The sequence below is a fragment of the Alcanivorax sp. REN37 genome (assembly GCF_041102775.1).
GTDB lineage: Bacteria > Pseudomonadota > Gammaproteobacteria > Pseudomonadales > Alcanivoracaceae > Isoalcanivorax > Isoalcanivorax beigongshangi.
Genome location: NZ_JBGCUO010000001.1, coordinates 765603 through 788486, shown reverse-complemented (window position 1 = coordinate 788486; position 22884 = coordinate 765603). Strand labels below are relative to the sequence as shown.

Here is a 22884-nt window from a genome sequence, read left to right as displayed (position 1 = left end):
AATAATCCAGCGGCTTCTTTTTTGCCGCACCCTGGTGCAGCGATCCCTTCAAGGGCCTATAGCTCAGTTGGTTAGAGCAGGGGACTCATAATCCCTTGGTCCCAGGTTCAAGTCCTGGTGGGCCCACCAATTTCCAAAGCCGCGCACTGCGCGGCTTTAAGCTATTCAGGGTTGTGACATCTGGATCAGCCCATAGTCCAAAGGTACAAAATCGGTACAGTACTGGTTATCCGCCTTTGACTGCGGAGCGAACAAGCCGGCCTCCTGGCGAATACTTGCCCAGCTAGAGGTGGCCTTCTCTTCTGCACTCACATTGTCGAGGAAATTGGCCAACAGTCGCCTCGACTCGACGATGCCTTTAACTTGGCCGAACCGAGAGTAGCCATCCAGCGGGCCAGAATACTAGCCGGACGCGAGACTGCGTTGTTGACGCATGATAGTGGAGGCCATGTTTTGCTCTTGCTCGGTAATAGAGCTGGCTTTCAGCCTCGGCCACAGCCAACAAGGAGCGCCGATCGAATGAGCCAAACAGTGCATATACACCGTCACAACGTCACCCTCGAGATAGTTCTGCAACGCAGCCATAGCGTACCTGCCAACTCACTGGCATTGACAATCTGATGCTGGCTCAGCTGTCGCCATAGACAGCGCAGCAAGGCCACTCGAGTAGCGCTGACCTGCCCTCGCCAACCATCCAACGACGTCGAAGTACCCACTCTCTCTACCTACTCACCAACCCAGCGGTTCAGAATGCACGGAATAGGTGGAGTGCAAGATAAAAGGGGGCGGCACTCCGTTGGCCCGGAAAGCAGTCTGCACGGGGGTTGGAGACGGCACCCAATCAGTGCACCTGCGTGCCGCCTACACCGCAAACCTTCGCCAGCACTGGCTCTGAGGCGTGCCTAACACGCCAAACTACGATCAGGCTGGAGGTTCTCTGGATGGTCTTGCATTGACGGTTAGCTGTCCGGCCAGCTAGCCGATACGCACTGGGTCACCGAGTGGCTCAATGCCATGGTCAAACTCGGCTCATCTTGGTTAAGCTGCCCTCACTTACGCACGATAAAGCCATACAGAGCTTATTAAGTGGGAACGCAACCGAAGGATCGATCATGGCGGCCAGCAGTAACTTTGCCTTTCTCCAAGAGCACGACCCGGTTTTCCTGCAGCTTGCGAGCACAGCCGAGCAGGTCTTCGCCAGCGATCCCAACACCACCCTGATCAAGTTGCGTCAACTCGGCGAAGCCTTGGCCCAGGATTTGGCCAGCCGTGCAGGTATCGAGTTCGATGCCACCACCACCCAGTCCGACCTGCTCTACAAGCTCAGCCGCGAGATCCAGCTGGATCAGAACATCCGCAGCCTGTTTCACACCCTGCGCGTCGAGGGCAATAAGGCCACTCACGAGTTTCGCACTCAGCACCGTGAGGCCATGGATGGGCTTAAGGTCGCCCGTGCTCTGGCCATCTGGTATCACCAGTCGTTCGGCAAGAATGCTCATGCGTTCAAACCCGGCCCCTTCTTCACTCCCGCAGACCCCAGCGCTCCGCTGCGCGATCTGCAAAGCCAGATCGAACAGCTCAAGACGCAGCTCAGCGAGTCCAGCCAGCAGCTGGAAAGCAATCAACAGTTGGCAGAGCTACACAAGCGTGAGGCCGAAGAATACGCCGTGCTTGCCGAGCAGATGGATGCCGAATCACGCAGCCATAAGCAGCTAGCAGCCGAACACGAAGCCGCATTGCAAAAGCTGCGCAGTGAGCACGAGCAAAGCCTCAAAGCTCTGCAGCAGCAATTGGCAGCCCAGCCACAAACCAGCCAACAGGTCGCCAAGCTGACTCAGCAAGCCAGCAGCAGCTTCGATCTATCCGAAGACCTGACCCGCATCTTGATCGACCAGCAGTTGATCGACGCCGGCTGGGAGGCCGACTCCCTCGACCTTACCTACGGCAAGGGTGCACGCCCGGAGAAAGGCAAGAACAAGGCCATCGCCGAATGGCCCACCAGCAGCCCCAAAGCCTGCGCCGACTACGTACTGTTCGCCGGTCTTACGCCAATCGCCATCGTTGAAGCCAAGCGTAAGCGCATCAATATCGCCGACCGCATTCCCCAGGCCGAGCGCTATGCCCGTGAGTTTAACTTGGCGACAGAGCATCAGCAGCCCTGGCTACTAGCGGGTCAAACGCAGCCCTGGAACGATGGCCAGGGTGGTCACTTCCGCGTGCCCTTTGCCTTCGCCTGCAACGGTCGGCCCTTCATCAAGCAGCTCGCCGAACAGTCCGGCACCTGGTTCCGTGACCTGCGCAGCACGGCCAACACGCGCAGGCCGCTGCCTGACTTCCACACCCCGAATGACCTGCTCGACCTGCTCAAACGCAGCCAGGCAGACGCCGAGGCCAAGCTCAAAGCCGAAGGCTTCGCCTACCTCAAGCTACGCGACTACCAGGAGAAAGCTATCCAGGCCGTGGAGCAGGCCCTGGCCAACAATCAGCGTGACTGTCTACTGGCCATGGCCACCGGCACCGGGAAAACCCGCACCATCATTGGCCTGATGTACCGCTTTCTGAAGGCCGAACGCTTCAAACGCATCCTCTTTCTGGTTGACCGCAGCGCCCTCGGCCAGCAGGCCATCGACGCGTTCAACGACACCACGCTGGAGCAGAACCACACCCTGGTGCAGATCTACGACATCAAAGAGCTGGGCGATATGGCCGCCGAGGCGGAAACCCGCGTCCAGGTCGCCACCGTTCAAGCAATGGTCAGCCGCATCTTCCGCTCGGATAACCCGCCGCCCGTGGGCGAGTTCGACTGCATCATCGTCGACGAAGCCCACCGGGGTTATACCCTCGACCAGGAAATGACCGAAGGCGAACTGGCCGTGCGTGATCACAGCCAATACCTCTCGCAGTACCGCCGCGTGCTCGACCACTTCGACGCCTGCCGCATTGGCCTCACCGCCACCCCAGCCAAACACACCAGCGAAATCTTCGGCAAACCGGTATTCACCTACAGCTATCGCGAAGCCGTGGCCGACGACTGGCTAGTGGATCACGAACCACCGATCCGCTACGAAACCCAACTCAGCAAGCACGGCATCCGCTTCGAGAAAGGCGAGTCGGTCAGCGTTATCAACACCCAGACCGGCGAAGTTGACGTAGCCGAGTTGGAAGACGAGCTCAGCTTCAACATCGAGTCGTTCAACCGCCGCGTGATCACCCCGGCCTTCGACAAGGTCATCTGTGATGAACTGGCCAAGGAGCTGGACCCGTTTGGCGAAGAGAAGACCATGATCTTCTGCGTCAACCAGGCCCATGCCGAGCGAGTCAAAAACCTGCTCGATGAAGCCTTCAAAGAAGCCTACGGCGAGCAGTACAACCAAGCCGCCGTGGAAATCATCACCGGCCAGAGCGACAAGGTTGAAACGCTGATTCGCCGCTACAAGAACGAGCCCACCCCCAATATCGCCATCACCGTCGACCTGCTCACCACCGGCATCGACGTGCCGAAAATCTGCAACCTGGTGTTTATGCGCCGGGTGCGCTCGCGCATCCTCTACGAGCAGATGAAAGGCCGTGCCACGCGCCGCTGCGACGACATCGGCAAAACCGTATTCCGCATCTACGACCCCGTCGACCTCTATGCCAGCCTGGAAGCGGTCGACACCATGAAGCCCCTGGTGAAGAACCCCAACATCAGCCTGGAGCAACTGGTCAGCGAACTCATCAGCGGAGCCAGCCATGATGCTCCTGGCAGCCAGGACGACAGCAGCCACGCCCATGACGTGCTCGACCAGCTAAGCCAGCGCGTGATGCGTATCCTGCGCAAAGCCCAGCACAAGGCCGAGGACAAACCCTCGCTAAAGAAAAAGCTCGATGAGCTGCAAGAAGTGTGGGGCGTTGAGCCGGCCAAGTTACATAAACACCTGCACGACCTTGGCCCACAGCAAGCGGCCAACTTCGTCCGCCAGCACAGCCAGCTGCTGAACCAAATGGCCGCCGTCAGCGCCCTGCTCGGCTCGGAGAACCACCCGGTTATTTCCACCCACAGCGACGAACTGTTGGTGCGCGAACAGAACTACGGGCAAAACCAGAAACCGGCCGACTACCTGGAAAGCTTCAACGACTTTATTCGCACCCAGCTCAACCAGTCCGCCGCCCTTGGCGTTGTGGTCAACCGCCCCCGCGACCTGACCCGCGAGCAACTGCGCGAAGTCCGCCTGCTGCTTGACCAACATGGTTTCAGCGAAGCCAGCCTGAAAAGCGCCTGGCGCAATCAGACCAACCAGGAAATCGCCGCCAGCATCATTGGCTACATCCGTCAGGCGGCCATCGGCGAAGCCCTGCTGCCCTTCGACCAACGCGTGGCCAAGGCCATGCAAGCCATCTACGCCCAGCAACCCTGGACGCCCGTGCAACGCAAATGGCTGGATCGCCTGGCCAAGCAACTGGTGCATGAAGTGGTCATCGACCCGCAGCAGGTCAACGATGCTTTCCGTAACGATGGCGGCCTCAAAGCCCTGGACCGCAACCTAGGCGGCAACCTGGACCGGGTATTGGAAGCCCTGAACGACAACCTGTGGTCGGCAGCGGGCTGAGCATTGACGCCTCGTGGATTTACCGACAGCAGGTGTCCTCGGTCCCAGGACAGCGGACACCTGCGCTCGAAGCCAGTTGCGCGCTGTATATGGGCAAACTGCTACGCCCACAGACTGCCAAACACACCGATCCGCTTATCATTACAGTGCCAAACCCCTTGCAAAACACTGCCGTGGTGCATAACCTCTCACGCAACACACCCGCCATGCCTATGGTTGCTTCGGCAGCTACGCACAAATTGAGCGGGTTTTTTATGTCCGATAGTTTTTCCGCATGAAGCCCTTCAGCAAGCCAGCCATTGATATTCCTGCGCAGCTGGCCCTGCTCAAACAGCGTGGGCTTACCATCCAGGATGAAGCCAAAGCGCACTGCTTTCTGGAGGCGGTCAGCTTCTTCCGCCTCACGCCCTACATGCGCCCATTCCAGCTTTCGGAAGATGCCGACCACGGTTTCAAGCCCGGCACGCGCCTGCAGGCACTCACCCGTCTGTATGACTTCGACCGTCGCCTGCGCCTGCTGGTCATGGATGCCATCGAGCGCATAGAAGTCGCGGCCAGGGCCGTTATTAGCAACCACATGGGGCCGCAATATGGCTCGCATTGGTATCTAGAACCAAAGTTCTTCCAGCGCAGCTATCGGCACCAGTCACTACTCGACAGCATCCGCAGCAAGCAGGACAAGGCATTCCAGGATCATCTGCGCGAATGCCAGCGCATCGACGCCCCCCAAGCGTCTGACGCCCGCAAAGAGCAGCTCAAGAGCATGCGCGCCAAGGAAAGCTACGCACGTCATTACGCCCTGACATATAACAGCCCCGAGCTAATGCCCGCCTGGGCAGCCATGGAAGAAATCACCCTGGGCGATCTCTCGCATCTGTTCAAAGGCCTGGCTCGCGACGCCGACAAAAAGGCCATCGCCAAACGTCTGAAGCTACCGGCCCCACTGCTGCAATCCTGGCTGCACACCCTGACCACCATCCGCAATATTTGCGCGCATCACGCACGCCTGTGGAACCGCGAGCTGGGTATTCGTCCCGAGCTACCCAGAACGTTTAATTTCCCCTGGCCGCAACACCTGCAACAACCCGGACAACATGCCCGCCTGTTCACCGTGCTGTGCATCCTCAACCTGCTGATGCGTCAGGTCAGCCCGCATACCAGTTGGGACGGGCGCCTGCACCACTTGCTGGCAGAGTTTCCAGAGACCAACCTACGGGCCATGGGTTTTCCGCCCGGCTGGCAGAACGACCCGTTCTGGCAAACACCCGACTAAGCCTCCCTATTTCCCTGTGAGCCGGATAGCAGATGTATTCGGCTCACGCCATGAGCCAATTAGAGATCCCCCATGACCAATTCCGACATCGTCCAGAAGCTCTGGAACCTCTGCGACGTGCTGCGCGACGACGGCATCAATTACAGCGACTACGTCACCGAGCTGGTCTTGCTGCTGTTTATCAAAATGGAATACGAGCAGGTTCAGAACAACGACAGCTTCGCCCACAAGCTGCCCGAGGGGGCACGCTGGCCCGATCTGGCCGGCAAATCCGGTCTTAACCTGCTCGACCACTACCGGCAGATGCTGCTGGATCTGGGCAAGAACAGCGACCCGCTGATCGCCGCCATCTATGCCGACGCGCAAACGCGCCTGAAAGAGCCGCGCCACCTGGAACAGTTGATCAAAAGCCTGGACGGCATCGACTGGTTCAGCGCCCGTCAGGATGGCCTCGGTGATCTCTACGAGGGCCTACTGGAAAAGAACGCCAGCGAAACCAAATCCGGCGCTGGCCAGTACTTCACCCCGCGCCCGCTGATCGACAGCATCATCCGCTGCATCAAGCCGCAACCCGGTGAAACCATCCAGGACCCGGCCGCCGGCACCGCAGGCTTTCTGATTGCCGCCGACGCCTATATCAAGCGCCACACCGACGACCTCTATGACCTCGATGAGAAAGTCCGCAGCTTCCAGCGCAACAAGGCCTTTGTCGGCATCGAACTGGTGCCCGGCACCCGCCGCTTGGCGCTGATGAATACCCTGCTGCACGGCATGGAAGGCGACGAAGAAGGCGTGGTGCACCTAGGCAACGCCCTTGGCCAAAGCGGGGCCAACCTGCCCAAGGTGGACGTGATTCTCTCCAACCCGCCCTTTGGCACGGCCAAAGGCGGTGGCGGCCCGACCCGTGACGACCTCACCTACAAAACCAGCAACAAGCAGCTAGCCTTCCTGCAGCATATCTATCGCGGCCTCAAGCCCGGCGGCCGCGCCGCCGTGGTCCTGCCGGACAACGTACTGTTCGAGGCCGGCGTCGGCACCGAGGTACGCCGCGACCTGATGGACAAGTGCAACCTGCACACAATCTTGCGCCTGCCCACCGGCATCTTCTACGCCCAGGGCGTCAAAACCAATGTGCTGTTCTTCCAGAAAGGCAGCACCGCCAACCCACGCCAGGAACAAGGCTGCACCCAGCGCGTATGGGTCTATGACCTGCGCAGCAATATGCCCAGCTTTGGCAAGCGCACCCCCTTTGGCGCGCAGCACCTCAAACCCTTCGAGGACGCCTACGGGGATGACCCGAACGGCAACAGCCCGCGTGCCGAGAATGTGGAAGGGATTGGCGAGCTGAGCCGCTTCCGCGTGTTTACCCGCGAGCAGATACGTGAGCGTGGCAACTCCCTGGATATCAACTGGCTAAAGGATGCCGACAGCCTGGACGCCGCCGAACTCCCTGCCCCGGAAGTGCTGGCCGGTGAGGCCATGGCCGAACTGACCGAGGCGCTGCATGAGCTGGAAGAACTGATGAAGGCGCTGGGTGCTGGGGATGAAGTGGCGGCGCAGAAGCAGTTGATGGCGGAGGTGATGGGGTTGGCGGTGGTTCAGGAGGCTGGGGATGAGTGAGTTGCCGAATGGCTGGGAACGCGCTGAGATTGGCGATCTGTGCAACCTGATCAATGGCCGCGCATTCAAACCTCAAGAGTGGTCAGACTCCGGTTTACCAATTATCAGGATTCAAAACCTGAACAATCCGGCTTCAAAGTTCAACCATTTCTCGGGAGATTTTGACGCAAAGCACCATGTTAAAAATGGCGATCTACTGTTTGCTTGGTCCGGCACACCAGGCACCTCTTTTGGCGCGCATATTTGGCATGGCGGCGATGCCGTTCTGAATCAGCACATCTTCAAGATTGAGTTTTCGGAACGAGAGACTAACCGTGGATTTCTTCGTTACGCGATTAATCAGAAGTTGGATGAGCTAATCAGCTCGGCTCAAGGCGGGGTAGGCCTTCGCCATGTAACCAAGGGGACTTTCGAGAAAACAGAGATTTCCTTTCCGCCACTCGCCGAACAAACCCGCATCGCCCAAAAACTCGATGAACTGCTGGCCCAGGTCGACACCCTCAAAGCCCGCATCGACGCCATCCCCGCCCTACTCAAACGCTTCCGCCAATCCGTCCTCGCCGCCGCCGTTTCCGGGCGGTTGACGGAGGAGTGGCGAGAGGAAAAGCCCGGCGACCTTGGTGTTGTACTAAACCCAAAGGCAAAAGCTCTTGGTATGGAAGAGTTAGCTGCCGCCGAGGAGCTATTGACGGAGCCACTGCCCACTTTCTGGAAGAAATACGCTTTGGAACAACTTGTTGAGCCTGACCGGGGCATTCCATACGGAATTGTTCAAACAGGTAGTGCTGTTGAAAAGGGTATTCCTACCGTTAGATGTGGGGACGTTAAAAACCTATTTATTGATACCTCAGGCCTGAAAATAGTTTCAGCTGAGATTGAGCATGAGTACAAAAGAACTCGACTCAAAGGTGGTGAAGTATTGCTGGCGATTCGCGGCTCCGTCGGTAATGTTGGTGTTGTTCCTGTATCGCTGCGTGACTGCAATATTAGTCGTGAATTAGCAATGATTCCGACACTTCCATCAGTAGTGCCGTTCTATCTGGCGTGTCTTCTTCAGAGCCCGCTTGGGCAGCGCTTACTTGTTGGCAAGGTCCGTGGTGTGGCACAAAAGGGCATTAATTTGGCCGATGTGAGGAGACTGCCAGTTGCTTTACCACCATACGAAGAACAAACCGAAATAGTCCGCCGCGTAGAACAACTCTTTGCCTTCGCCGACCAACTGGAAGCCAAAGTCGCCTCGGCCAAAAGCCGAATCGACCATCTGACTCAAAGCGTCTTGGCCAAAGCCTTCCGTGGCGAATTGGTGCCGCAAGACCCGAACGACGAACCGGCCAGCGTGCTGTTGGAACGCATCAAAACCCAGCGCGCCGCCGCGCCCAAGGCCAGGCGCGGTAGAAAGGCATCGGCATAAACGCACGATTCAGCCGCTAACGCAGGAGCTGCCGCATGAACCCCAAGGACTGGATTGATTTGCTGCAGCGCCTGTTTGCCTGGCTCAGTGAGCGGCGCAACCCGGTACGCCAGCAGGCAGCACGCGTACTGGCGACCTTCGAAGCCCATGGCGTGGCCCGCACTGAGATCAATGCCCTGCTGCCGGAAGCGCTACAGCTAAGTGCCTACCAATGGTCGAATGCCGATCAGCTCAAGCTGGCCTTGCGCCAGGCACATCTGGATTGGCTCATCCAGCATTTCGCGCTCGAAGAGGGCTGGCTGACCGGGCAAAGCGATTCGGCCCACCAGCACCTCTTTAGCTACAAAGCGCCGGGGGAGCTGCATCAATGGTTTCAGGAGCAGCGCACACCTGAGGCCGACTTCGAATTCAAACTGCATCTGCTAACACCCAACGACCAAGAAATCGGGCCGGGCTCGGAAGGCTATTACGCTCTGATTCTGGAGCGACTGGCTGAAGACCGTTCGGCATGCAGACGCTTTTACCACCTCACCGAAGGCGGCCACTTCGAGAATCGGCCCTGCCTGACTCATCTTCTGCAGGTTTTGGCAATTGCCCATCACCATGGTGCCATCATGCGCCGCTCGCAGCTGGATGCAGCTTCCCTGTATCAACTGAGCCACCATAAAGGGCTTATCCCCAACTGGCTGGACAGATGCCGCCCTCACCCCCTGGAAGCCGACCATGAGCTATGGCCACACTACTCCGGGCACTCCCCATGGCTAGATGAACTGCGCGCTGACGCCGAGCAGGGGCTCTGTGGTGCCCAGCTGATTGAGGTCGTTGAGAAGATTCGTACGGATATTCAACGTTTCTCGCGATAGCCCGGCACGCGACACAATGACAATAGCGTTTCTGAGGTACAAAAAACGGTACGCTAGCGGTACAGCCCCTAGCTTTTTCAGGTTTCGCAAAGTTTCGTTCAAGCACTGTAACGACGCTGCCTTCAGCTTATTTTACTTGCACCAAGCTATTTACGGTTTTGCTGGGCTTGAGGCGCTTCCAGGCAACTCATAATCCCTTGGTCCCAGGTTCAAGTCCTGGTGGGCCCACCAATCTCCCAGCTCGCCTCTTTCAAATCGGCCCATGGCAGAACTATTGCCGTGGCGTTGCCGCACATCTCAGGCCCCACCACATTTGACCCACACACATATCCCTCCGCTTTTCTTCTTCCGAATCTGAATCGCCCCCTGCCTTTACAAATCACCCACACAACCCCCAACTTTCGATAGGTTCCCCTCTCCCCCTCCCCGTCCTTAACTAGTCCCCTTGCATGGCGTGCCATGCCGGCGGGTGCTGCCCGCCTCCAAACAACAACAAAGACACACCCGTTTCCGGAGCGTGCATCATGAGGTTTTCTGTTCCGTCGCTGTCCCTGTTAACCGCTCTCGCCGCCACCTTGGTCCTGTCTGGCTGTGCCGCTCTGTATCCGCCGTTGGGCTGGACGCTGGGTGCCTATGCCAAAGGCGAGGTGGTGCCTTATGTGCTCGACGAAAACGATGCCAACGTATCGGCTTGTGGCACCGGCAACGGTCTGACGCAGCTGATGGCGTCCTTTGGTCGAGTGGTGAAAAGCCCGGATTACGTGCTGTTTTATACCGATCTGCTGACCGGCCTGTGCGCCGAGGAGCAGGCCTACGAGGCCGATCTGCGCCACTGGCGCGCGCGTCAGCAGGGCCAGTCGGTGATCGCCCGTGACGAATTGCTGCAGGCGCAGCGTTGGCACGCGCTGGCGGCCGAGCGCCGTATGAAAGCGGTCGGTGCCCTTACCCGCCGTTACGGCGAACTCGATGAGCGCTACTGCCCGCGCCTGCGCACTCGTGATGACGAACTGACGTATATGGTCGGTTTGGTGACGGTGTTGCAGGCGGTGCGCAGTGATCTGCTGTCCGGCGCGCAGGTGGGCGTGCCGCGCGATCTGGCGATGCAGGCGATGCGTTCCTCAACCTGTCTCGACAACGAAAAATGGTGGGGCGTGCCGCAGGCGATTCGCGCCACGGTGTGGTCGTTCGTGCCGGGCAGTGCGCCGGACGGCGCCGACATTTGGCAGGCCTACCGCCAAGCGGGCGCGGTGGCCGCACGCCATGGCGCCACGCTGCCGCTGACGCTGTTCGCGTTGGGTGCGGGCAACCAGGGCCGTGACAACGAGCTGCGTGAAGCGCTGCGCCAAGCCGCCGCCATCCGTGCTGCCGAGGTGGCGCCGCCGGAGCCCTACGCGCTGGTGGATTTCATCTCCCGTGGCCAGCTGCTGTACCTGTCTGACCAAATTTGGATTGAACAAACCGGCGCGCGGACGCCAGCCGGTGCCCTGGGCACCTTCCCCGGCGAGAGCCGCCGCCCGGCCGCCAACATCCAAGGATTGCTGTAACCGTCGCCAGACTTTTGCCACTCATCAGAACAAGAAGGTGAAACACATGCTGAAGAAACTGACCCACGCCGCCCTGCTTACCGGTGCTCTGGCGTTCTCTAACGGCGCCGCCGCCATGGTTGATCGGACCCTGTGCGTGTTCGACGTCGTAGGCGCCAACGGCGATACCTACCAGATGATGAAACAGTACGTGCTGGCTGCCCAACAATGGGGTGTGAACTTCAAGCTCAAGCCGTACACCGACGAAGCGCTGGCCAAGGGCGACTTCATGGCCGGCCACTGTGACGCGGTGGAGCTGTTCGGCATCGCCACCCGCAGCATTCTCAAATTCCCAGGATCGCTGGACATGATGGCGGCGCTGCCCACCTACGACGGCCTCAACACCGCCATCGCTGCGCTGTCAGCGCCGAACGCGGCGCCGCTGATGAAGGACGGCAAATACGAAAACGCCGGCATCATTCCTGGCGGCAAGGTGTACTTGTTCTCGCACGATCGCAACACGCTGGACGACTGGGAAAAGCTGGCCGGCAAGCGCATCACGGTGATTTCAGAGGATGAGCAGGCGGTAGAGATGATCAAATACGTCGGCGGCACCGTGATGCCGGCGTCGGTGAGCACCTTTGCCGGCATGTTCAACAGCAAGAGCGCCGACCTGTCCTACGCTCCGGGCTTCGCTTACCAAGCGCTGGAAATGTACAAAGGCTTGGGCGAGAACGGCGGCATCCTGCGCTACAACCTCGGCATCCTCACCTTCCAGGTGACGCTGCACCACGACCGCTTCCCGGCAGAATTCGCCCAGCAATCACGCACCTGGGTTTACGACAACATGTGGGACGTGGGCATGCGCGTGGTGGAACAAGCCGAAGCGGCGATTCCCACCAAGTACTGGGTGGACCTGAGCGCCGACAAGGAAGCGCGTTACAACAGCATGTTCTCTGACGTGCGTCAGCGCCTCTATGACGCCGACAAGGTCTATTCGCGCCGCATGCAGACCATGTTGAAAACCATCCGTTGCCGTGAACTGCCCGACAACGCCGAGTGCACCCGCGATACCGAAGGCGGCCCGGCGATCTGAGCCCGCGGCCCCGCTGCCAACACAGCGGGGCCGATCTTCTTTCCTGTCCCTTGTTTGCCAGGATTTTTCCGATGCTAGCTACCCATCAGGCTCACGCCTCCGCGAGCGGCCAGGCGGCGCCGCGCTCGCAATCCCTGTGGTCGGTGCTGCCCGCCTCGCTGATTTTGTTGTTGGCGATTATTTTCGGCACCAGTTCCTACCTGCACTCCCAGCTACTGTCATTCGGACAGAGCATGTGGAACGACTACGGCATGCTGCGCCACGCGATGCCGGCCCCCACCTGTGATGCGCACTTCGATATCGAGCAGCGCATTGCCGACCAAATCGCCCGCGCCGAAGCGCAGGCCGCCGACAGCATCCTGCCGTTCCGAGCGCCGAACCCGGACAGCATTCGCCGTTCGCTGCAGGCGCAGCAGGTGCAGTGCGCCGAACAACACCTGGCCTATGCCCACAACCAACAGCTGCGGCAATCCTCGCTGCTGGTGGCCTACAGCAGCGTCGAAGCCGCAGTGGGTGAAGTGGCAGTGATGGGCTTGGATGCGCAGAAGTACCTGCTGGTGGGCGTGATTTTGCTATGTGCGCTGGTCGGTACGCTGCAACACAGCCACATTTCGCTGCGCGCCATCCGTACCCAGCGCGATGCCCAGGTGTCTGCACTGTTTCAACTGTTCGGCAACCTGTTGCTGCTGCTCAGCGCGGTGCGCTGGCGCGCCATTGCCATGGACTCCGGCGACAGCGCGTCGCCTTGGGTGCACTGGCTCTGGATTGTCGGCTTCAGTGCTCTGACCCTGGTCAGCGTGGTCCAGATGTTGCGTCGTGACCGACAGCTGCCCAGTGGCGGCAACTGGCTCGGTGCGCTGCTGACGATCCCGGTTTACGCCTATATGGCGCTGATCTCTGGTCTCTACTTCCTGCTGGCAGAGCACTATCAGGCCGGCATGGCGGTGCAGCTGATCAAGATGGTCAAGCACGCCGACCTGTACATCAACGTGGCGCTGTACGTGTGGGTCGGGATGCTGCTGAAGCAAACGCGGCTGGCGCACCTGGTGTTCGACGCCATCCGTCCGTGGAAACTGGCACCGGAGCTGATCACCATTGTGGTGGTGCTACTGGCCGCACTGCCCACCGCCTTTACCGGCGCGTCCGGGATTTTCCTGATCGCCGTCGGCGGTCTGATCTACCACGAGATCCGCATGAGCGGCGCCCGGCGTCCGCTGGCATTCGCGGCGACGGCGATGTCCGGCAGCATGGGTGTGGTACTCAACCCCTGCCTGATGGTGGTGATCATTGCCTCGCTGAACAAGCAGGTGACCACAACGCAACTGTTCGACAGCGGCCACAACGTGTTCCTGCTCACCGCGGTGCTGTTCTCCGCCATGGTGCTGCTGACCCGGCGCAATCCGCTCAGCTGTGCCCCGGCCCGAGAAGCATTGCCGGCATCGCTGAAAGCACTGATTCCGCTGCTGCCCTACGTGGTCATCGCCACCGTCAGCATCACGTTCTTCCACTTCGTGCTGAACCAGCGTTTCAACGAGTTCTCAGCGCCGACCATTCTGCCGGTGACGCTGATCCTGCTGCTCGGCTATGACGTTTGGAGCCGCAAGCGCCAGCCGCAACCGGCTGCGCCGGCGGCGGGCGAGGTCGCTCCGATGGCGCCGGCCAGCGGCGGCTTCTGGCAGCGGCTGATCGCTGGCACCGCAGAATCCAGTATCCACATCGGCGCACTGCTGATGTTGATGGCGCTGTCCGTGGTACTCGGCGGCGTGCTGGAGCGTGCCGGCGTGATGGAGCTGTTCCCCACCGACTTCAGCTCGATATGGATGGCAATGACCATGCTGGTGGCGGTGCTGGTGGTGATCGGCATGTTCATGGACCCCTACGGCGCCATTATTTTGGTGTCCGCCACCATCGCCAGCATCGCCTACCAGAGCGGCATCGATCCGGTGCACTTCTGGATGGTGGTGCTGGTGGCGTTCGAACTGGGTTACCTGACGCCGCCGATTGCGCTCAACCAGATTCTCACCCGCCAAGTGATTGGCGATGACGAGATGGACCTGACCCACGCCGAGAGCCGCGCCGAGCAAACCTGGTGGCGCCGCCATGAGCGGTTGGTGATGCCGGTGACGGTAATGGCCATCGCCCTGTTACTCGTAGCTTACGTCCCCCTGGCGGTTGGGTACTGAGCTACGTTGCCGCGCCTGACGGACACCCGGTCAGGCGCGGCTTTTTTCTGCAACGATCAAAACCCGCTGCCCATGCTTTCTTCCCCGCACGCTCCCGTGCACCATGCCGGCAACCCTCCTCCCCTGTTGCCGGAGCCGCTGATGCTGAAAGTGATTGCCCAAGATTTCATCCACCCGCAGCACATCGAGCAGGTGATGCCGCTGTACCAAGAGTTGGTGGCACTGACCCGGCAAGAACCGCACTGCCTGTCCTACGAGCTGTTTACCAATCAGAAAGACGCCGGGCACTTTATCTTTGTCGAGCTGTGGCCGGACCGCGCAGCCCTCGACGCCCATTGCGCCACCGAGCATTTCCAGCGGCTGGTACCGCAGATCGACCGCTGGCAACGGGCGCCCGGCACCTACCTGCTGATGGACCCCGTGTTCGACGCCTGACCTTATTAACGTGCCCTTAGAACCAAAAAAACGCCGCTGTTCAGCGGCGTTTTTTTGTTCCATTAGACACCCGATTTTTACAACAACTGCAGCTCCCGCGCGCGCGCCACCGCCTGGGTACGCGAGGTCACATCCAGCTTGCGGTACACGTTGTGCAGGTGCCATTTCACCGTGCCTTCCGAAATGTGCAGCAGGCGCCCAATCTCGCCATTGCGTTGACCGCTGGCCAGATGGGTGAGGATGTGTTGTTCCTGACTGGTGAGCAGATCATTGCCGCTCGGTTCCGGGCCCTCCAGCAACTGTGCCAGCAGTGCCGCCACCGGCGCCGACACACTGCCGTCGTCAGCCAACCGGCGCAGCAGCGGCTGCAAGCTGGTTTCGTTGCGCAGCCATTGCAACCCGCCGTGCCCAGCCACCTGCTCCAGCGCTTGCTGCAATGAGGTGAGCGCCGCACCGGCCTGCCCGCGCCGCTGAGCGGTGACCGCCGCCGTCACCAAGACCGACAGCCGTCCCACTTCTGCGCCGCGCGGCAACGCCGCCGGACGGCCACTGCCGGGCATCCGTTGGCGTACACATTGGGCACGCAGCGTCAGCAACCGGCTTTCGCAGCGGTTCGGCAGCGTCAGCGGTTCATTGCAGAGTCCGCGATAACGGCGCTCCACTTGCAGTTGCCACGGCAACCGCTCCAGGCCGCGCTGGGCCGCGGTGGCCAAGCCTTGCTGGAATACCGGCTGGGGGTCGGCGCCGTCCCACAACGCCAGCCCAACCTGGGCGCTGTACCACAGCGCCAGCACGTCCACGGTGGCGTGCAGTTCCAGCCCCGGGCGCACCTTGGCCAACGCCGAGCGCGCCGCCTCACCATCGCCTTGGGCCAGCAATGCCACGGCCCGCAAAATCAGCACCTGCTCGAGCATGTCCTGTTGATCGGCCGGCAACGGCGCATCGTGGTGGAGCAGCGCGGCGGTTTCCGCCAACGCACTGAGGTAGTCCTCCTGCGCCAGTCGCACCATGGCCTGCAACAGCGCCACCCAGCCGAGGCCATAACCGGAGTTTTCCTGGCGGAACAATTGCCGCGCGCGGTCAAGTCGCTGCAGGGCAACACTGGCGTGACCTTGATGCAGCAGCGCAAAGGCTGACACACACAGCACGGTGCCGGTTTCCATGGCGCCCGCCTCCTGCCAGCGGGTCAGCCACGCTTCACTCAGCCGCGCCGCGTCCTGCAGCGCATCAGCCAGCGCCGCGTTAACGCAGCGCTGGGCTTCCAATTGCGATTGCAGCACCGGCACCGTGCGGCTGGCCGGCTGCCGCGACGCCACCTCGGCCAACGCCTGCTCCGACTCTTGCACGCGGTTGGTGAACGCCAGCGACCAGGCTGACAGCACGCCGAGCTGCGGCACCTGCTGCCGGGCCGATGCCGGCAAGCGATTGATCCATGACAACAGCCGCTGGTGATCACCACGGCGCCGCACCAACTCATGACCGTACTCCGCCATCAGCGTGGCGGCCTGAGCATAGTCCTGCGCCAGCAGCGCATAGTGAACCGCTTCTTCCATGCGGCCCTGCTGCTGGAACAAACGCATAGCGCGGCGGTAACACATGGCGGCTTGTTCGGGATGGTTGCGTCGCAGCCGCTGGCGCAGGAAGGTGCGCAGCGGCGCCAGCAGACGATAGCTGCCGCCATGGTCCGGCAGCGGTTGCAGGAATAGATTACGGCGGCGCAGCGCTTCCAGCAGCGGGCCACTGCCACTGCGGCCGCGCACGGCGTCGAGCTGGGCGGCGGACACGGCGTCCAGCAGCGCCGCCAGCGTCAGCAACTGGCGTTCTTCGGCGCTGCAACTGCGTTGCAGCAGCGTTTCAAAATAGTGCTCCAGCAATGACGGCAGCTGTTGCTGCAAGGCATCGATGTTGTGCAGCCGGCCGGCTTGCAGCTCACGCAGGCCGTACATCAGCGGCAACGGCCAGCCTTCCAACTGCTGGCGCAGTTGCTGCCAACCGGCGCGCTCGGGGGCCGCCAAGGTGGCCGGCAGCAACTCTGCCAGCTCACGCTCGCTGATGGTCAACTGTGCACCTTCCAGTCGTTGCAGCTGACCGTCGAATACCCAGCTGGCAAGCGGCAGCGCCGGCTCGCTGCGGGCCGCCATTACCAGCGACCACGCTAACGGCCGCAGCACTAGCAACTGCTCCACCAGTGTCAGCGCCGCGCGGTTGCGCAGCACATCAAGATTGTCGAGGAACAGCACCTGGCGCGGTGTCTGCTGAGCGTGGCGCTCTAGCAGTTGCTCCAATGTGCCGGTGCCGTCGCTGCCGAGCGCTTGATGCAGCGCTTGCAGCAAGGTGGGCGGATGGTTGTCCGCCGCAGTGAGGGTGAGCCACGCCACCGGTTCGCCATGGCGGCGATACCACTGGTAGCCGCAGCGCATCAGTGCGGTCTTGCCGTAACCGGGAGGCGCTACCACCAGCGTGAGCGGGGTGGCGGCATGGGACCAACCTCCCGGCAGCGCAACGGTGCGCGCGAACAGAGTACCGCCTTGCGGCGGCGCCATCCTCGCGCGCTGTGCCAGCCGCGTCATCGGCAGTTGGGTTGTCATGGAAACTCCTGCTGGGCCACTGCGTTATCGTTGTTATGTGTGACACACCGGCAACCGCCCACCCAAGGGCGGCGCTGCCCTTGGGGTTATAACTGCATCATTTGCGCCCGGCCATCACCCGGTTGCCTGATTCGCGGCTCATTGCGACAGCGTACCGGCCGCTTCGATGAAGGCGGGCATACCACTGCGCTGGCTGGCCGCGGCCGCCAATTTACGCTCGCCGGGCGAGGCATAGTCACGGTCCCAGGCGATCACTTTCGGCGTCATCAGGCGGTGCCACAGCGGCGGCAGCAGTGCCACGATGATGGTGGTCAGGTAGCCGCCAATCATCATGGGGGCATCCGGGAACGGCCGCAGGTCTTGGTACGGCACCTCCCCTTGAGCGTGGTGGTGCGAGTGACGGGTCAGGTTGAACATGGTCCAGGAGCTGACCCGGCGGTTGGTGTTCCAAGAATGGCGCGGCTGCACCGGCGTGGACGGGTCACGCACGATACCGTAGTGCTCCATGTAGTTGACGATTTCCAGCAGCGACTTGCCCCACAATGCGCAGGCAGTGAAGTACAGCGCCGCGGTCCAGCCGCCCAGCGCCCAGGCCGCCGCCACCAGCAACAGGCTCATGAAGTGGCCGCGCAGGAACGCATTGCTCACCGACCACAGCCCCTTGTTGACGCGCACCAGCCGCGCTTTCTCAATACGCCAGGCGCTGACGTTGCCTTTCCAGGTGGAGGCCAGCACGTGGTAGTAGACGTTGCGGCCGCGCGGCGCGGTGGCCGGGTCGTCGATGGTGGCCACGTAGCGGTGGTGGCCGTACACATGCTCGATGGAAAAAATGGTGTCGAAACTGAACGCCAGCAGCCAACGGCCGATCAGCATCGACACTTTGTCCCAGGTACGGTGGGTTAATTCGTGGGCGGTGACGGTGCCGATGATGCCGATCATCAAGCCGGTGAGCAGTACGCCGAACAGATGATGCAGCCAGGTGTTGGCCGCCCGCGCGGCAAGCACGTCATAGCCGCTGACCGCACCGATCCAAGCGCCGAAGCCGAACGGGTCGGTGCCAAGCATGCTCCACACCGACACAAAGGTGATCAGCGCCATCAGCGGCAGCGCCAGCCACAACTGCACCGTCAACACGCCGGGCAAATTGAATTCCGGCGTGGTGGTGTCGTCACCCAGCAGCGCGTCGCCCAGCACATAGAACAGCACGATGGCGACGAACCCGGCGATGATCCAGTTGCCGCCCGCCAGCAGGGCCAACACGCTGGCCAGGCCGATGCCGTGGAACAGGAAATACTTCAGGTAATGCAGCAGTTTCATGACAGACCTCGTGATTGTTGTTGGAGTGGTCGGGGTTACACCGCTGCAGCCAGCGGTTGCGTCAGGAAGCGGTCGGCATGGATACGCGCAGGATCAATTCCCTGCTGCCGCAGCACGTCACTGGCGGCATCCACCATCACCGGTGGGCCACACAGGTAGGCGTCGGTGTCGGCCGACACTGCGCCGAAGTGTTCGGTAATTAGGCCGCGGGCGCCGGTCCAATCGTCATCACCGGGCTCGGACAACACCGGCAGCACACTGAACGCGGCCGGCCATTGGCGAGCCAGTTGCTCCAGTTCATCAAGCAGGTACAAATCCTGTTGACGGCGGGCGCCGAACAGCACCCGCACCGGGCGCGCCAACCCTTGGGCAGCAGCGTCCTGCAAGATGGCCCGGATCGGCGCCAGACCGCTGCCACCGGCCACCATCAGCAACGGGCCGGTGCCGGGATGCAGATGGAAGTCGCCCAGCGGGCCGCGCAGCGACACCGCCTCGCCGACCAACTGCTGGTCATTGATATGCGCCGAGAACAGGCCGCCGGGCACGCGGCGCACAAAAAATTCCGCGATGCCGTCATGGCTCGGCGCGGTCGCGAATGAGTAGTTGCGGGCGACGCCGGGCAGCGACGCCACCGACAGCTCCACATACTGGCCGGCGAGATAACGCAGGCTGTCATCCAGCCGCACCCGCAGCAGCATGATGTCGTGGGTCAGCCGCTGCTGTGCCAGCACCCGGCCACCGACCTGCTGGGCAGCCGCCAGCGGCCGGTCGAGCACCGCCTCGACGCGAATCTCACCGAGCGGCACCGACTGGCAGGCGAGGATGTAACCCTGCTGCATTTCCTGTTCCGACAGCACATAGCTGAAGTCGGTGAGCTGGCGCACTTTGCCGTCCACCAACTTGCATTTGCAGGTACCGCAGCCGCCCACGCGGCAGCTGTAGGGCATATCCAGACCGGCCCGCAAGCCGGCCTGCAGCAACGTTTCGCGCGCCGCCACCGGCACCGCATGTTGGTTGACCCAGGCACTGTGATTTTTGTTTTTCTTGAACCAGCTGAACATGGTCTGCTCCCGGTTGGCATGAGGGCCGCACTGGCCATGGATGCACCTTAGGAAGCCGGCGGCAGCAGAAACAGGTCACCGCATGACAACTGGGGGTCATTTGTGGACACTAGTGCCTGCACGCCCAGTTACCGGGAGAAACGGGAATGTCGCTGACAATTGTGTTGCCCAGCCTGTACTTGCAGCAGCTCGGTGAATTGGTGGACAGCCTGGGTGGTGATTTCGATCGCTGCTTGGCGGCAGCCGGATTGCAGCGGTCACAGCTGGACACCGCGCTGCTGCGACTACCTTGGCGGGCGTTCCAGCAGCTGGTGGAGCAATCGCTGAGCCACAGCGGCCGTGCCGATCTGGGGCTGCTGCTGGGCGAGCGGCTGCCGGTGCAGACCCACGGCGTGCTCGGCTATGCGGCGATGAACGCCACCACCCTGCGCGATGCCATTGATCTGCTGGTGACCTTCCTGCGGGTGCGTATCACGCTGCTGGCGCTGACACCGGAACCGCACGCTGACGGTCTGCGCTTGCAGCTGACCGCGGCGGTGCCGCTGGGCGCCACCGAGCGCTTTCTCGCTGAAGCGGTGTTGTTGGCGATCAAACACATTTTCGACTTCATCACCCGCGATCACGATGCGGTAACGGCGGTGGCGTTCGACTGCGCCGCACCAGACAACCTAGCGCTGGCGCAGACGCTGTTCCGCGTTCCGGTGCATGACCAGGCCAGCTGGACCGGTTTGGTGTTGGACCGCAGCCGGCTCGATGTGCCACTGCGGCTGGCCGACCCGATGGCGTTCGAAAGCGCCCAGGCGCTGTGCCGCCAGACGCTGGAGCAACTGAGTGCTGATGACCGCCTCGGCCAACGCATCCGCCGCTATCTGCTGGAGCGCCAAGGCCGATTCCCGACGCTGGAGGAAGTGTGCCGCCAGTTGCACATGACGCCACGCACGCTGCACCGGCATCTGGCCGCCGAGGGCACTTCGTTCAAGCAACTGAGTGATGACCTACGCCACATGCTGGCGGTGGAGCACCTGCGCAGCGGCCGGGTGCCGCTGCAGGAATTGGCGTACCTGCTCGGTTACAGCGACATGGCTAATTTCCGCCGGGCATTCCGGCGCTGGGAAGGCGTGCCGCCATCGGAATTCCTCGCGGCACTGCAACGCGACAGCTGATCAGCGTTCCTCGGGCAGCGGCACGAAGCCCACATCGCGCACGCTGAGTGCGGCACCATCCGCGCCCTGCACGGTCAGCGTACGCACCGGACTGCCCTGCTCACGGTCCACCATCACCATGCCGTCGCCGCAGCCGTTCCAGCGTTCACTCCACTGGCGCAGCGCGGTGATCACCACGAACAGGTCGCGTCCCTTGTCGGTGAGCCGGTATTCATAACGAGTGCCGTGCTCGCCGGCATCGACCTTGGTGAGGATGTCCGCCGCCACCAAGCGTGCCAGCCGTTCACAGAGAATATTGCGTGCGATGCCAAGCCGGCGCTGGAAATCGACAAAACGGCGCGTGCCCTGCATCGCTTCCTTCACCAACATCAACGACCAGCTGTCGCCGACCTGGTCCAAGGCATCGGCCACGGTGCACTCCAGAGCCTCAAAGCGTTTGCGGGACACGGCGGGTCTCCAAGCGTGGTACGGAACGTCAAAGTCTAGCCAGATTCGGTTGCACAACAAAACTGGAATGGATTACGGTTGCATCTCGCAACCAAATCCAACCGCCGGAGTGACCCATGAGCCGTTCGCTGGACCCGCTGTTCCGCCCGTTCCAATGCAAGTCGCTGCAACTGCGCAACCGCGTGGCGATGGCGCCGATGACGCGCAACTTTTCTCCCAACCACGTGCCGGACCAAGCGGTGGTGGACTACTACCGCCGCCGCGCCGAAGGCGAGGTGGGGCTGATCATTACCGAGGGCACCACCATCGACCGGCCGTCGGCGAACGGCTATCCGCAGGTGCCCTCGTTTCACGGTGACGCGGCCCTGGCGGGCTGGAAACAGGTGGTGGACGCGGTGCACGGCGCCGGCGGCGCCATCATTCCGCAGCTGTGGCACGTGGGCGCGGTGCGTCGTGCCGGCGTCACGCCCTACCCGGACGCCGCCGCGCAATCGCCGTCAGGACTGTTCAAGCCAGGTCGCAACAACGGCGAGGCGATGACCGAGCAGGAAATCGACGCCACTGTGCAGGCATTTGCCGATGCCGCGCTGGCCGCCAAACAGATCGGCTTCGATGGCGTTGAGCTGCACGGTGCTCACGGCTATTTGATCGATCAATTCTTCTGGGACGGTACCAACCAGCGCACTGACCGCTTCGGCGGCGATGCGCTGGCGCGCACTCGTTTCGCCACCGACATCGTGCGCGCAGTGCGCGCAGCGGTCGGCCCCGAGTTCGCCATCGTGCTGCGCTACTCTCAATGGAAACAGCAGGATTACGCCGCCCGTCTGGCCGAAACGCCGCAGCAGCTGGAGCAATTCCTGACGCCGCTGGTGGATGCCGGGGTGGATGTGTTCCACGCTTCCACGCGCCGTTTCTGGGTGCCAGAGTTTGACGGCTCGGAACTGAACCTGGCCGGTTGGACCCGCAAGCTCACCGGGCAGCCGACCATTTCGGTGGGCAGCGTCGGTCTCGACGATGATTTCATCGGCCACGACAACAGCGGTATGGGCGGCACTGCCAAGCCGGTCGGCATCGACGCGCTGCTGGAGCGCATGGCCGCCGACGAATTCGATTTGATCGCCATCGGCCGTGCGCTGCTGCAAGACCCGCAATGGCTGCAGAAGATCCGCGACGGCCGTGACGAGGAGATCAATGTGTTCACCAAGGACGCCCTGTCCTCGTTGAGCTGATGCGTGTCCGGCACCGCCACCTGCGGTGCCGGACCCATAACATTTCGGCACCTTCGTCTTAATAACTGCAACAAGAATCCAACACA

At 61.7% G+C, this 22884-nt stretch carries 15 protein-coding genes and 1 tRNA gene; 12 read left to right on the top strand and 4 right to left on the bottom strand.

All coding sequences use genetic code 11. The annotated features are described in order from the left end of the window. Positions 1-52 precede the first annotated feature (52 nt). The 10 genes from AB5I84_RS03480 to AB5I84_RS03435 all read left to right on the top strand — a co-directional run bounded on the left by AB5I84_RS03480 (position 53) and on the right by AB5I84_RS03435 (position 14993). Positions 53-129 (top strand) — tRNA-Ile (locus AB5I84_RS03480). Positions 130-1112: 983 nt separating this feature from the next. Then, positions 1113-4589, top strand: coding sequence for a type I restriction-modification system endonuclease (gene hsdR / locus AB5I84_RS03475; protein ID WP_369454453.1), 3477 nt, complete (start codon positions 1113-1115; stop codon positions 4587-4589). 274 nt (positions 4590-4863) lie between these two features. Then, a complete protein-coding gene (locus AB5I84_RS03470; protein ID WP_369454452.1) occupies positions 4864-5862 on the top strand; it encodes an Abi family protein in 999 nt (332 codons plus the stop codon). Positions 5863-5934: 72 nt separating this feature from the next. Next, the gene (locus AB5I84_RS03465) at positions 5935-7482 is read left to right on the top strand and encodes a class I SAM-dependent DNA methyltransferase (RefSeq protein WP_369454450.1); all 1548 of its coding nucleotides are present in this window, start codon (positions 5935-5937) and stop codon (positions 7480-7482) included. Then, the gene (locus AB5I84_RS03460; protein ID WP_369454448.1) at positions 7475-8893 is read left to right on the top strand and encodes a restriction endonuclease subunit S; all 1419 of its coding nucleotides are present in this window, start codon (positions 7475-7477) and stop codon (positions 8891-8893) included. Before AB5I84_RS03465 ends, AB5I84_RS03460 begins: the two co-directional genes overlap by 8 nt. Positions 8894-8928: 35 nt before the next feature. Beyond that, entirely contained in the window at positions 8929-9756 is an 828-nt protein-coding gene (locus AB5I84_RS03455) for a hypothetical protein (protein ID WP_369454447.1), read from the top strand. Between the two features lie 524 nt (positions 9757-10280). After that, a complete protein-coding gene (locus tag AB5I84_RS03450; RefSeq protein WP_369454446.1) occupies positions 10281-11300 on the top strand; it encodes a hypothetical protein in 1020 nt (339 codons plus the stop codon). 46 nt (positions 11301-11346) lie between these two features. After that, a complete protein-coding gene (locus AB5I84_RS03445; protein ID WP_369454445.1) occupies positions 11347-12375 on the top strand; it encodes a putative solute-binding protein in 1029 nt (342 codons plus the stop codon). Between the two features lie 71 nt (positions 12376-12446). Next, positions 12447-14558 carry a TRAP transporter large permease subunit gene (locus AB5I84_RS03440; RefSeq protein ID WP_369454444.1) on the top strand — a complete coding sequence of 704 codons (2112 nt, stop codon included), beginning with the start codon at positions 12447-12449 and terminating at the stop codon, positions 14556-14558. Between the two features lie 141 nt (positions 14559-14699). Beyond that, the gene (locus tag AB5I84_RS03435; protein ID WP_369454443.1) at positions 14700-14993 is read left to right on the top strand and encodes a putative quinol monooxygenase; all 294 of its coding nucleotides are present in this window, start codon (positions 14700-14702) and stop codon (positions 14991-14993) included. Positions 14994-15070: 77 nt separating this feature from the next. On the opposite strand, the gene AB5I84_RS03430 is transcribed toward AB5I84_RS03435, so the two are convergent. From AB5I84_RS03430 to AB5I84_RS03420, 3 genes are all read right to left on the bottom strand, one after another. Beyond that, on the bottom strand, positions 15071-17581 hold the full coding sequence (locus AB5I84_RS03430) for a helix-turn-helix transcriptional regulator (RefSeq protein WP_369454442.1): 2511 nt from the start codon (positions 17579-17581) through the stop codon (positions 15071-15073). A gap of 138 nt (positions 17582-17719) precedes the next feature. Next, the gene (locus tag AB5I84_RS03425; RefSeq protein ID WP_369454441.1) at positions 17720-18898 is read right to left on the bottom strand and encodes an alkane 1-monooxygenase; all 1179 of its coding nucleotides are present in this window, start codon (positions 18896-18898) and stop codon (positions 17720-17722) included. 35 nt (positions 18899-18933) lie between these two features. Beyond that, on the bottom strand, positions 18934-19959 hold the full coding sequence (locus AB5I84_RS03420) for a 2Fe-2S iron-sulfur cluster-binding protein (RefSeq protein ID WP_369454440.1): 1026 nt from the start codon (positions 19957-19959) through the stop codon (positions 18934-18936). Positions 19960-20105: 146 nt separating this feature from the next. Between AB5I84_RS03420 and AB5I84_RS03415 the strand changes: the two genes are divergently transcribed. Beyond that, the gene (locus tag AB5I84_RS03415) at positions 20106-21122 is read left to right on the top strand and encodes an AraC family transcriptional regulator (RefSeq protein WP_369454439.1); all 1017 of its coding nucleotides are present in this window, start codon (positions 20106-20108) and stop codon (positions 21120-21122) included. Here AB5I84_RS03415 and AB5I84_RS03410 read toward each other — a convergent pair whose 3' ends face one another. Then, complete coding sequence (locus AB5I84_RS03410) at positions 21123-21569, bottom strand: winged helix-turn-helix transcriptional regulator (protein ID WP_369454438.1); 447 nt, start codon at positions 21567-21569, stop codon at positions 21123-21125. A 116-nt stretch (positions 21570-21685) separates the two neighbouring features. On the opposite strand from AB5I84_RS03410, the gene AB5I84_RS03405 reads away from it, so the two are divergent. Continuing rightward, a complete protein-coding gene (locus AB5I84_RS03405; RefSeq protein ID WP_369454437.1) occupies positions 21686-22798 on the top strand; it encodes an NADH:flavin oxidoreductase in 1113 nt (370 codons plus the stop codon). The last annotated feature ends 86 nt before the right edge of the window (positions 22799-22884 follow it).